Below are 11381 nucleotides of genomic sequence, written 5' to 3'. Positions count from 1 at the left end.
CGCGACGGCTCCTCAGACCGCCAGGACCACCTGCAACTCCTGGCGGCGGCGCTCGGCCAGGTCGGTGAGCAGGGTGGGCGCCTCGTCGAACGGCACCACCGCCGAGACCAGGTGCTTGCGGATCACGTCACCGTGGGCCCGCAGCAGGTCGATGGTCTCGGCGGAGAGCCGTTCCCGGTCCCAGGTGGGCGCGAGCCCGCGCGGCACCCGCCCGATCTGGGCGCAGCGCAACGCCAGCCCGTTGTGGTGGAACTCCTCACCGAGGCGGACCGCGTCCGCGCCGCCCTGGTAGAAGGCCAGGTCGATCACGGTGCCCTGCGGGCGCAACACCCGCAGCGCGAGCTGCAACGCCCACGCCTGCCCCCGGCACTGGAACACGACGTCGGCGCCCCGGTCGCCGGCGGTGTGCGCCCACCGGGTCTTGAGCACCACGGCCGGGTCGTCCGCGTCCGGGTCGAGGGTTTCCAGGCCGAGCGCCTCGGCGACCTCGCGGCGGCGCGGGGTGGGGTCGAGCACCACCACCGAGGCGGCGCCGTGTCGCCGGGCCAGCAGGGCGGTCAGGAGACCCACCACGCCCGCGCCGACCACGGCGACCCGCCGGCCGCGTACGCCCTCGCCGAGCGAGCGGACGTCCGCGCCGTGCAGGTCGGCGGCGGCGTGCAGCAGGCCGTTGGCGCAGATCGGACCCATGTGCGCGACGTAGACGCCGAGCAGCGGGTCGAGGTCGTCGGGCAGCGGCACGAACCGCTCGGCGACCGGGTCGGCCAGCCAGCCCGTGCGGTGCCCGTAGGTCATCGCGCCGACGGCGCCGACCGGGACCGCCGCCGTGGCGCTCTCCACCACCCGACCGACCTGCATGTACCCCAGCCGGGTGACCGGGTACGGGGTGCTGGCCTCGCCGGGCTGAAAGAGCCCCAGGTCGGCGTTCCAGGTGACGTTCACATAGGGGTTCGTGCCCTTGACGTAGCTCAGCTCGGTGCCGGCGGAGACGCCGCTGAACAGCGTCTCGACGCGGAAGGTGCCGGGGCGCAGCGCCGCGGCCTCCTGCTCGACGAGCTCCACCCGACCGGGGGCGGTGACCGTGACCACCCGATCACGCATCGACTGTCACCCCGCTGGACAACTCGACCGGCGCGGCGGGCGTGCCGAGCCGCACCGCCTGGCCGGTGCGGGCCGAGTCGGCCACCGCGAGGGCCAGGCGCTGGGTCCGCAGCGCTTCGGCGTACGGGACGCGGATGTCGTCGCCGACGCCGCGTACCGCATCGACGAAGGCGCGGTCCACCGCCACCCGGGCGGCCTCCGGATCGGCGGGGACGTGTCGCTCGCCATCGGCGTCGCGGATCAGCAGACCGTCCTCGGTCAGCGCCAGGGCCAGCCCGTCGGCGAGGATCTCCAGCCCCGCCCGGTGCTTCCAACCCAGGACGCAGGCCGCGCTGAGCGTGCCGACCGCGCCGCTGGCGAAGCGCAGCGTGGCGGTGGTCACCGAGTCGATGTCGGCGCCCTCGACCGGTGGCGGCGTGCCGTTGCCGTACGCGGTGACCTCGGTGACCTCGCCGGCCAGCACCCGGATCAGGTCCAGCACGTGAGCGGCCTGCTCGACCACCGGGCCCCCGGAGCGGTCGCGGCGCGACCACCAGGCGACCGGCGGCACCTTGTCCAGCCAGGCGCCGCTGACCATCCGCACCGGACGGTCGGCGAGCAGCTCGCGGGCCTGGTCGAGCACGCTCAGATAGCGCCAGTGGTGCCCGACGGCGGTGCGCAGCCCACGCCGGGTGACGAGGTCGGCGATGCGCTCGGCGGTGACCAGGTCGACGGCGACGGGCTTCTCCACGAACATCGACACCCCGGCGTCGATCACCGCCTCCTCGGCGGGACCGTGCGCGAAGGGCGGCACGCAGACGTACACCGCGTCCGGGGCGGCGGCCAGCAGTTCCGCGACGTCGCGGAAGGTCCGCCCGCCGTGCTGCTCGGCCAGCGCGGACGCCGCATCTGGCATGACGTCGGTCACGCCGACCAGCTCGACGTCGTCGAATCCGGACAGCACCCGCGCATGGCGTTGTGCCACCCCGCCGGCTCCCACGAGACCCACCCGGCATACACCCATGCGACAACCTCTTTCGAAAACGTTTCGACTTCGGTGGGAGCAGTCCCCTGGGGTGTGCGCAATCAAACGTTCATCCCCCGGGAACGCCACGATGTCACCGTCGTGATCAAGCTGTTGCCCTGGGAACGGTTAGCGCGTGGTGGCGAGTGGGAACTAAAGACTCCGCTTGTTCCACGCACGAAACGGAGGGGTGCCCGTGCGGGATACGACCGTGTCACCGGTGGTGGAGGCGTGGGCCACGTACCGGACCACCTCGGCGGCGGACTGGCCGGCACGCCGGCTGCTGCGCGCCAAGGGAGAGAGCCGGGTCAGCGTGGTGCTGCCGGCACGTAACGAGGAGGCGACGGTCGGCGCGATCGTGTCGACCATCCGGGAACACCTGATGGACCGGGTCGCTCTCGTCGACGAACTGATCGTGGTGGATTCACGGTCGACCGACCGCACCGCGCAGGTGGCGCGCGCCGCCGGCGCGGAGGTCGTCAGCCAGGACGCGATGACCCGGGGTCTGCCCCGGCTCACCGGCAAGGGCGACGCGCTCTGGGCGGGGCTGGCCGCGGCCGAGGGCGACGTGGTGGCGTTCATCGACGCCGACCTGCGGGAGTTCCGTCCGCACTTCGTCAGCGGGCTGCTGGGGCCGCTGCTCACCGACCCGTCGGTGGACTTCGTGAAGGGCTTCTATCACCGGCCCCTGGTCGGTGCCGCGAGCGTGGAGCAGGACGGCGGCGGCCGGGTGACCGAGCTGATGGCCCGACCGCTGCTCAACCTCTTCTGGCCCGAGCTGGCCGGTTTCGTGCAGCCGCTCGCCGGCGAGTACGCCGCTCGCCGCGACGTGCTGGCCCAGGTGCCGTTCGTCTCCGGGTACGGCGTGGAGACGGCGATGATGATCGACCTGCTGGACCTGGTCGGCCTGGACGCGTTGGCGCAGGTCGACCTGGGCGAGCGCAAACACCGCCACCAGGACACGGCCGCGCTCGGTCGGATGTCCGCGCAGATCATGCTGACCGCCTGGTCCCGGCTGCAACGACGCGGCTGGGCCAGCCCCGGCATGATGCCGGAGGCGCTGCTCACGCAGTTCCGCCGGGGCGGGTCGGACACGCTGCCGAACCTCGACCGGGAGATCGTGGTCAGCGACGTGTCCATCGAGGAGCGCCCGCCGCTGGCCGAGCTGCGCCACCGGGTGCCCCGTCGACGGGTGGCCGCGGCGTGAGCGCCGAGGTACGGCCGTACCCGGCCGGTATGCGGGAGCGCGGCCGATGAGCCTCACCGTGCTGATGAACGCGGGCCCGTGGCTGTCGGTGCCCCCGCCCGGCTACGGCGGCATCGAGAACGTGATCGCCACCCTGGTGCCGGAGCTGCGGCGACTCGGCGTGCGGGTGGTGCTCGCCTCGGTGGACAGCAGCAGCCTGCCGGTGGACGAGAAGGTGTCGGTCTTCGCCGACGGGCAGTTCGCGGCGTTGCAGCGGCCGTACAACCAGGTCTGTGGGATCGCCCAGGCGCACCTGGCCGGCGTGGTCCGTGAGCTGCACTCCCGCGACGACATCGACCTCGTCCACGACCACGTGGAGGCGGTCGGGCTGGCCACCCTCACCGCGATGGGGCCGTCCGGGCCGCCGACCCTGCACACCCTGCACTGGGACCTCGCCAAGCACCCCGCGCTGTACGGCAGCCTGGACGGCGGCGACCGGGTCCGGGTCAACGGCGTCTCGGCGTCGCAGCTGGCCCGGGCGCCGTTGGCGCTGCGCGAGCACTCGGTGGGTCACGTGCACCTGTCCACGCCGCTCGCCGTGGACGCCGACCGCCGGCCCCGCCCGGAGAAGGGCGAGCACCTGCTCATCCTCGGTCGGATCAACCCGGGCAAGGGGCAGGACGTGGGCGCGCGGCTGGCGCAGCGGATCGGTGTCCCGCTGGTGCTGGCCGGTCCCGTCGGCCCGTACCATCGCCCGGCCGACCTGGCGGCGGCGGGCGACGAGGCCCGGCAGAACCCGGACGTGCGGTTCTTCCTCGACGAGGTGGCCCCGCACGTCGACGGTGATCTGGTGCGCTGGATCGGCACCGTGGCCGGTCAGGAGCGTGACGACCTGCTGGCCAGCGCCCGCGCGTCGCTGTTCCCGCTGCGCTGGGAGGAGCCGGGCGGCACGGCGGTGGTCGAGTCGCTGGCCCTGGGCACGCCGGTGGTGGCCACCGCGCGGGGCTGCCTGCCGGAGTTGATCGAGCACGGTCGCACCGGCCTGCTCACCGCCGACGAGGACGAGCTGGGCGACCTCGTGCTGGCCGCCGACCTGCTCGACCCGGACGAGTGCCGGCGGGTGGCCGCGCAGCGGTTCACGCCAGCGGTGATGGCCGAGCGCTACGTCGAGCTGTACCAGCGGGTCCGCGAGCTGGCCACCGCGCCGCGCCTGCAGCCGGTCTGAGCGCGCCCGTTGCCGTCGGCGCGTTTGCCGCCGGCGGCAACGGGAAGGCGCACCACTCACGCCCGTCGCGCAGCGAGGAGCCGGTGATGGTCGGACCGATGGCGCACTCCCGGGCCCGGGCCAACCCGGCCGACGGCAAGCCGCCGGTACGCCGGGCGGCCAGCGCCGCGTCCGTGCTCTTCCTGCTGGTCGGCGTGCTCGGCTTCGTCCCGGGGATCACCAGCGGTACGGACAATCTGCGGTTCGCCGGGCACGGCTCGGGCGCGTTCCTGTTCGGCGCCTTCCAGGTGTCGGTGCTGCACAACCTCGTCCACCTGCTGTTCGGGGTGGCCGGCCTGGCGCTGGCGCGGACGACCAGCGGCGCCCGCACGTTCCTCATCGGCGGCGGCGCCGTCTACCTGGTGCTCTGGCTCTACGGCGTGGCGGTGGATCACGACACCGGTGCGAACGTCCTGCCGGTCAACGTCGCTGACGACTGGCTGCACCTCGGCCTCGGTCTGGGCCTGATCGCGCTGGGTCTGCTGACCGGCCGGGCACGCCGCTGACCTGCGCGTCGGGACGTGACGCGCGTCCTGAGACCGGCCGGTACGGTTTGGCGCCGCGGGGCCTCGGGTAGTGGGCAGATCCCGACCCGACCAGCGAATCGAGGGCCCGCCGATGCCCAGCCGGATCACCTGCGAGGTGCGCGAGACCGCACCGGTGGCGGTCGTCCAGCTCACCGGCGCCCTCGATCTGGGCACGATGCGGTCGGTGCACCAGGCACTGGACGGGGCCCTGGCCGCCCAGCCGGAGGCGCTGGTGGTCGACCTCGCGCGGGTGACCGTGCGGGACCGGCTGGCGCTGTCGGTGTTCGCGGCGACGGCCCGGCGGGCCGAGGAGTGGCCGGCCGTGCCGGTGGTGCTGTGCGCGCCGCCTCCGGCCGCCGCCCGCTGGCTGGCCGAGTCGACGACCTGCCGGGTGGTGCCGGTGTCGCCGGACTGCGCGGAGGCGACCCGGGTGGCCGGCGCGGCCGGGGCGCTGCGGATGCGGGCCCGGCTGGAGCCGGTCGCCGGGGCCTGCCGGCGGGCCCGGGAGCTGGTCGGCGACGCGTGCGCCCGGTGGAACCTGCCCGACGCGGCGGGCCCGGCAGCGCTGGTGCTCAGCGAGCTGGTCGGCAACGTGGTCCGGCACGCGGGCACCCCCATGCAGGTGACGGTGACCCTGCGCCGGCCGTACCTGCACCTGGCCGTGGTGGACGGCAGCCGGGTCGCCGCGCAGCCCGCCGGCCTGGACCTGCGGGCCGAGGGTGGCCGGGGGCTGCTGCTGGTCCGCGAGCTGGCTCAGCGGTGGGGCAGCGTGCCGGCGGGTCAGGGCAAGGCCGTCTGGGCGATGCTGCCGGCGACCTGAGCGCGCGGCCGGCTTCGACCGGTACCGGCGATCTGACCGAAATTACCGCTTAAGCCTGGTTACATGGTGCGAGGGTCGGGTAGGCACGCCCGTCCTTTCTGCCGTCACGACGGGGTGAGCAACCATGCCCAAGCGGGTAACCACGGAACCCGGTCGCGATCGGGGCCCGGCGATCCTGGCACCGGCCCGCTTCGGGGGCTTCCCCGGAGCCCTGCGGGCGCCGGTCCCCGGCAACTCGTTGATCAAGTTCCTCGCCACGACAGATCACAAGCAGATCGGTCTGCTGTATCTGCTGACCTCCTTCGCCTTCTTCGTGTTCGCCGGCCTGGAGGCGATGGTGATGCGGGCCGAACTGGCCCGCCCAGGTCTGCAGTTCCTGTCCTCGGAGCAGTACAACCAGCTCTTCACCTCGCATGGCGCGGTGATGCTGCTGCTGTTCGCCACGCCCGCGGCGTTCGGTTTCGGCAACTTCATCGTGCCGATCCAGATCGGCGCACCGGATGTGTCGTTCCCCCGCCTCAACGCGCTGGCCTACTGGCTGTACCTGTTCGGCGGGCTGATGGTGGTCGGCGGCTTCCTCACCCCGGGAGGCTCGGCGGACTTCGGCTGGACCGCGTACAGCCCGCTCAGCGACGTGGACAACAGCCCCGGGGTGGGCGCGAACATGTGGGTGCTCGGCCTGGTGGTCTCCGGGCTCGGCACCATCCTCGGCGCGGTCAACCTGATCACCACGGTCCTGACCCTGCGCGCGCCCGGCATGACCATGTTCCGGATGCCGATCTTCACGTGGAACATGCTGTTCACCAGCGTGCTGGTGATCCTGGTGTTCCCGCTGCTGGCCGCCGCGCTCCTCGCGCTCACGGCGGACCGATTACTCAACGCGCACGTGTACGACGCGGCCACCGGCGGGCCGATGCTCTGGCAGCATCTCTTCTGGTTCTTCGGACACCCCGAGGTCTACATCATCGCGCTGCCGTTCTTCGGCATCATCACCGAGATCATCCCGGTCTTCTCCCGCAAGCCGATCTTCGGCTACACCGGGCTGGTGCTGGCCACCATCGCGATCACCGTGCTGTCCATGACGGTCTGGGCGCACCACATGTTCGCCACCGGCCAGGTGCTGCTGCCGTTCTTCAGCATCCTGAGCTACCTGATCGCGGTGCCCACCGGCGTGAAGTTCTTCAACTGGATCGGCACCATGTGGAAGGGCCAGCTCACCTTCGAAACGCCCATGCTCTTCGCCATCGGCTTCCTGGTCACCTTCCTGCTTGGCGGCCTCACCGGGGTGCTGCTGGCCAGTCCCCCGGTCGACTGGCACACCACCGACAGCTACTTCGTGGTGGCGCACTTCCACTACGTGGTGTTCGGCACCGTGGTCTTCGCGCTCTTCGGCGGCTTCTACTTCTGGTGGCCGAAGATGACGGGCCGGCTGCTCGACGAGCGGCTCGGCAAGGCGCACTTCTGGACGATGTTCGTCGGCTTCCACGGCACCTTCCTGGTGCACCACTGGCTGGGCAACGAGGGCATGCCCCGCCGGTACGCCGACTACCTGCCCACCGACGGTTTCACCACCCTGAACACCGTCTCCACGATCTTCTCGTTCATCCTCGGCGTGTCGACCCTGTTCTTCATCTACAACGCGTGGAAGTCCTGGCGGTACGGGGCGATCGTGACGGTGGACGACCCGTGGGGCTTCGGCAACTCCCTCGAATGGGCCACCAGCTGCCCGCCGCCGCTGCGCAACTTCGACCAGATGCCACGGATCCGCTCCGAGCGTCCGGCGTTCGACCTGAAGTACGGCCCGCTCGTCGCCGACCTGGGCCGGGACCTCTCGCAGCGCACCACGAAGCCGCCGCAGCAGTTCGCCGACGAGCTGCACATGGAGCACCACAGGCCCGAGTCACCCGCCGCCGAAGGCGCGCACGGCGCGCGGGACGCGGCCGCGTACCAGCCCGCGCCGGAGTCCGGCGCCCGCCCGGTGGACGTGCCGGAGCCCGAAGGCGTGCGCCGGCCGAGCTTCGAGGAGAGTGACGCGCCCAAGGACGCCGAGGACGCGCCGAAGCCGCACGAACGCTGGCGGCACCCGCACAGCGACGGCGAGACCGAGGACCGCTGACCCGCGTACCCGGCCAGGGGCCCACACCACCGGCGGGTGGTGTGGGCCCCTTCCTCGTGTGCGTACGTGCCGGCCGGTCAGTCCCGGGCGGGCGCCAGGCCGGCGGCGGTGAGCGAGCGACGCACCGCGGGCTGCACCCGGGTCAGCCGCAGCGGCACGCCGGTGCGCTCGGCCGCCTCGTGTCCCGCCATCAGCGCGGCGATTCCGCCGGCGTCGAAGCCACCCGCGCCGACCAGGTCGACGACGACCTCGCTCGGTTGGCCGTTGACGGCCTCCAGCATCGCGCGGCGCAACTGGTCCGCGCCGTCCCGGTCCACCTCGCCGCCGACCTCGACGACGACCCCGTCGCCGTTCTGCCGCACCGAGATGCGGGTCTTGCCCGGGTCCGGTTCGGCGGCGCCGTTCTGCCAGGGCGGTGGCGCGTCGGCGAGCATGGCCTGCCGCAGCCAGGTCAGCGCCCGCGACAGCAGCCGGGAGACGTGCATCTGCGAGATGCCGAACCGGGCGGCGATCTCCGCCTGGGTCTGGTTGCCGTAGAAGCGCATGGCGAGGATGCGGCGTTCGCGCCAGGGCAGCCGGTGCAGCAGGCCGCTCACCGTCACCCGGTCGTCGACCGATTCCAGCGCGTTGTCCGACTCGCCGACCAGGTCACCGAACTCCGCGGAACTCTCCCCGCCGACCGGCGCGTTCAGTGACGCCGGGCTGTAGCCGGCCGCCGACTCCAGCGCCGCGAGGATCTCCTCCTGCGGCGTCTCCAGGCGGGCCGACAGCTCGGCCACCGACGGCGCCCGGGACAGCTCGCTGGTCAGCGCGGCGGTGGCCTGGCCCACCTCCAGGATCAGGTCGCGCAGCCGCCGGGGCACGTGCACGCCCCAGGTGCGGTCCCGGAAGTGCCGTTTGATCTCCCCGACGATGGTGATCGCCGCGTACGCGGTGAACGAACCCCGTTCCGGGTCGTACCGGTCGACGGCGTTGACCAGCCCGAGGCGGGCCACCTGCTCCAGGTCCTCCAGCGGCTCCCCCCGGCCCCGGTACCGGCGGGCCAGTCGCCCGGCGAACGGCAGCGCGAAGCGCACCAGGTCGTCGCGCGCCTCCCCCCGCCGCTCCGGCGGCAGCCCCTCGATCCGGGCCGCGTACGCCAGCGCCGCCGCGTCCAGGTCCTCCAGACCACGCTCGGTGGGTGGTGGTGTGGTCGTGGTCGTGCTCGTCTGTCCGAACATCCGCGCCTCCCTCAGGAAGGTCCCCCGCCCGGATCGGGAAACCGGTCGTGCGCGTGGTCGGGCCACGCACCGGGCCGGAAAGTGGGTCAGTGACTGGGATGCCAGCGGGCGACAACGCCTCTACGCGGCGCAATCAGGCCGTCGCAGCCAGCGATGTTCCCGCTCCGTAGGTACTCAATCACGGGACCCCGGGTTCGCGAGGAAGTTTCGGCGTGCTCCCCTCAGGAGACGAGCAACCCCTGGTGGCCGCCGCTCTCGCGGAGCACCGACAGGGCCTCAGCGGCCCCCAGCGGGGGCGGAGCGGGCAGGTCGTACGGCTGGGCGCGCAGGACCTCGGTGGCCCGGCGCGTCGGCACGGACGTCACCGGATAGCCCCGGGCGGAGGTCCGGTCCAGCGCCCGCCGCCGCCGGCCGAAGCCCGCGACGGCCAGCCACTGCGGCAGCCCGGCCAGGGCGGGCGAGCGCATCCCGGGAGGCTCGGGCAGGACGTCCACCGAGCTGAACGTCTCGCTGCCGGCCAGCCACCACTCGGCCTCGTCGACGCTGCGCCGGGTGGCGTTCTCACACCAGTACGGCACCAGCCCCGCCCGTACCACCTGCCACGGATCGAGCAGCCGCCCACACTCCACCACCAACCGGTCACCGGTCTTGCCGGCGGCCCGCAGCCACCGCCGGTACAGGTCGGCCACGCCCGCGCTCAACGCCGCCGGCCGGGGCGTCAGGACGCGGTGCAGCGGATGCTGCCGGGCCGCGGCCCAGTCCCGCGTGGTCCGCTCGAAGTCCGGGTCCACACCGTGCTCGGCGTCGCCCGACGGCGCCGACACCTCCGGCGGCGTCCACCGGGTCGCGTCCCCGCCCACGGCGCGCAGGACCTGCCGTAGGGCGTGGCTGTCGGGGTGGAAGTCCACCGGGTCCAGCCCGCTGGCCGGGCAGCCGACCTGGAAGCTGTGCCCGGCGCCGCGCTCCACCACCGGCCACGTGCGCGCGTCGCGGACCAGCAGCATCGGGGCGCCCGCGCTCAGCCGGTCGGTCAGGAACTGCGCGTACGCGGCCGGCAGCGCCTTCCAGCGGGCGGCCAGCGACACGGTGGCCCCGGTCAGCGGCCCTCGGCTGGCCGGGCAGTGCACCTGGCGCAGGTGCACGTCGGGGTTGCCGGCGAGCAGCCGTTCGGCGAGCGCGCCGCCGTGCTCCAGCGCCGCCTCCGGGCGGTCCACGGCGCCGTCGCTCCAGTGCGCGGTCATCTCGAAGCCGGCGGGCAGCCACGGCACCCCCAGGGCCACCGCGAGGTGGGCGGCCGCACCGTGCGGCGAGCCGATGAGCACGCCGGGGTAGCTCCGGCGCGGGTACTGGTCGACGAACCAGCGGGCGACCCGGGCCGCGTCCACCTCACCGACCTGCTCGGCGGTGAGGGCGACCCGCCCGGCGGCCCGGCTCACCGCGGCGCGGCGTACCGGCTCCGGGGCGCCCGGGAACCGCGACGTGGGCCCGGTGTGCCCGAGGTCGGCGCAGTCCGCGCCACGCAACGCCCGGGCGGTGGCGGCGACCAGCACCCGGGCGGCGCTGCCCTGGGCCACGACCCGGTCGCCGGCCAGACCGGCGCCGTCGGCCGTCAGCCCCTTGTGCACCTTGTGCACCTTGTGCACCGGGCCCACCTTGCCTCGTTCGCTCACCACGCGGCCCGGCTTCCCGTCCCGATGGGGTTCAAACGGGGCATCACCCACCCGGCGGCACCAATCCACAGGTCAACGCCGTTCGGCGACGATCGGCTCCGGGCGGCTTGAGCGGGCCGGCGGGGACGATCGGACCTGAGGGACCCCGGACGCCCGCACGGGTTTCGTCGCGGCCGGGGCGGGCACTTCCGGGCTCATGCGCACCGAGGACACCGGCGAGTCCGCCGCCACGATCACCCCGTACGAGGACGGCCCGCTGCTGGTCCGCGGCGACTTCGCCCTGCTCACTCCGGACGGTGAGCGGATCGACGCGCGCCGGGGCACCGTCGCCCTGTGCCGGTGCGGCAAGTCGGCGCTCAAGCCGTTCTGCGACGGCACCCACAAGGTGATCAACTTCCGCGCGGGCGTCGCCCGCGAGGGGTGAACCCACCCTCGCTCGGCCCCTTTGCTCTGCTTCCACCGACGCAACGGAAA

Annotated in this window: 10 protein-coding genes; 6 read left to right on the top strand and 4 right to left on the bottom strand. The window is 73.4% G+C overall.

The features are described from left to right. Nucleotides 1-12: 12 nt before the first annotated feature. Together AB0B39_RS23240 and AB0B39_RS23235 are read right to left on the bottom strand one after the other, a co-directional pair. Entirely contained in the window at nt 13-1101 is a 1089-nt protein-coding gene (locus AB0B39_RS23240; protein ID WP_357575351.1) for a zinc-binding alcohol dehydrogenase, read from the bottom strand. Continuing rightward, nucleotides 1094-2104, bottom strand: a complete 1011-nt coding sequence (locus AB0B39_RS23235) for a Gfo/Idh/MocA family oxidoreductase (RefSeq protein WP_357575350.1) — start codon at nt 2102-2104, stop codon at nt 1094-1096. Before AB0B39_RS23235 ends, AB0B39_RS23240 begins: the two co-directional genes overlap by 8 nt. Before the next feature lie 223 nt (nt 2105-2327). On the opposite strand from AB0B39_RS23235, the gene AB0B39_RS23230 reads away from it, so the two are divergent. From AB0B39_RS23230 to ctaD, 5 genes are all read left to right on the top strand, one after another. Then, on the top strand, nt 2328-3311 hold the full coding sequence (locus tag AB0B39_RS23230) for a glucosyl-3-phosphoglycerate synthase (RefSeq protein ID WP_357490607.1): 984 nt from the start codon (nt 2328-2330) through the stop codon (nt 3309-3311). Nucleotides 3312-3357: 46 nt separating this feature from the next. Beyond that, nucleotides 3358-4515 carry a glycosyltransferase gene (locus AB0B39_RS23225; RefSeq protein WP_357490153.1) on the top strand — a complete coding sequence of 386 codons (1158 nt, stop codon included), beginning with the start codon at nt 3358-3360 and terminating at the stop codon, nt 4513-4515. Between the two features lie 98 nt (nt 4516-4613). Further along, complete coding sequence (locus tag AB0B39_RS23220; RefSeq protein ID WP_234583699.1) at nt 4614-5060, top strand: DUF4383 domain-containing protein; 447 nt, start codon at nt 4614-4616, stop codon at nt 5058-5060. Nucleotides 5061-5172: 112 nt separating this feature from the next. Beyond that, nucleotides 5173-5901, top strand: coding sequence for an STAS domain-containing protein (locus AB0B39_RS23215; RefSeq protein WP_357490151.1), 729 nt, complete (start codon nt 5173-5175; stop codon nt 5899-5901). Nucleotides 5902-6025: 124 nt separating this feature from the next. Beyond that, on the top strand, nt 6026-8017 hold the full coding sequence (ctaD, locus tag AB0B39_RS23210) for a cytochrome c oxidase subunit I (RefSeq protein ID WP_357575349.1): 1992 nt from the start codon (nt 6026-6028) through the stop codon (nt 8015-8017). A gap of 77 nt (nt 8018-8094) precedes the next feature. Here the strand turns inward: ctaD and AB0B39_RS23205 are convergent, their stop codons facing one another. Further along, the gene (locus AB0B39_RS23205; protein ID WP_234583626.1) at nt 8095-9237 is read right to left on the bottom strand and encodes a SigB/SigF/SigG family RNA polymerase sigma factor; all 1143 of its coding nucleotides are present in this window, start codon (nt 9235-9237) and stop codon (nt 8095-8097) included. Between the two features lie 221 nt (nt 9238-9458). Further along, entirely contained in the window at nt 9459-10850 is a 1392-nt protein-coding gene (locus AB0B39_RS23200) for a hypothetical protein (protein ID WP_357575360.1), read from the bottom strand. 253 nt (nt 10851-11103) lie between these two features. Between AB0B39_RS23200 and AB0B39_RS23195 the strand changes: the two genes are divergently transcribed. Further along, nucleotides 11104-11331, top strand: coding sequence for a CDGSH iron-sulfur domain-containing protein (locus AB0B39_RS23195; RefSeq protein ID WP_234583627.1), 228 nt, complete (start codon nt 11104-11106; stop codon nt 11329-11331). Nucleotides 11332-11381: the final 50 nt, after the last annotated feature.

Origin of the sequence: Micromonospora sp. NPDC049114 (assembly GCF_040648635.1) — a bacterium.
Taxonomy (GTDB): domain Bacteria; phylum Actinomycetota; class Actinomycetes; order Mycobacteriales; family Micromonosporaceae; genus Micromonospora.
The sequence above is the reverse complement of the archived record's forward strand: the minus strand, read 5'-3'. Positions and strand labels throughout refer to the sequence as shown.

What these genes read in the sequence shown, in the direction of transcription:
- AB0B39_RS23240 (WP_357575351.1), bottom strand. Translation starts at nt 1,101, where the DNA reads ATGCGTGATCGGGTGGTCACGGTCACCGCCCCCGGTCGGGTGGAGCTC.
- AB0B39_RS23235 (WP_357575350.1), bottom strand. Translation starts at nt 2,104, where the DNA reads ATGGGTGTATGCCGGGTGGGTCTCGTGGGAGCCGGCGGGGTGGCACAA.
- AB0B39_RS23225 (WP_357490153.1), top strand. Translation starts at nt 3,358, where the DNA reads ATGAGCCTCACCGTGCTGATGAACGCGGGCCCGTGGCTGTCGGTGCCC.
- AB0B39_RS23220 (WP_234583699.1), top strand. Translation starts at nt 4,614, where the DNA reads ATGGCGCACTCCCGGGCCCGGGCCAACCCGGCCGACGGCAAGCCGCCG.
- AB0B39_RS23215 (WP_357490151.1), top strand. Translation starts at nt 5,173, where the DNA reads ATGCCCAGCCGGATCACCTGCGAGGTGCGCGAGACCGCACCGGTGGCG.
- ctaD (WP_357575349.1), top strand. Translation starts at nt 6,026, where the DNA reads ATGCCCAAGCGGGTAACCACGGAACCCGGTCGCGATCGGGGCCCGGCG.
- AB0B39_RS23205 (WP_234583626.1), bottom strand. Translation starts at nt 9,237, where the DNA reads ATGTTCGGACAGACGAGCACGACCACGACCACACCACCACCCACCGAG.
- AB0B39_RS23195 (WP_234583627.1), top strand. Translation starts at nt 11,104, where the DNA reads ATGCGCACCGAGGACACCGGCGAGTCCGCCGCCACGATCACCCCGTAC.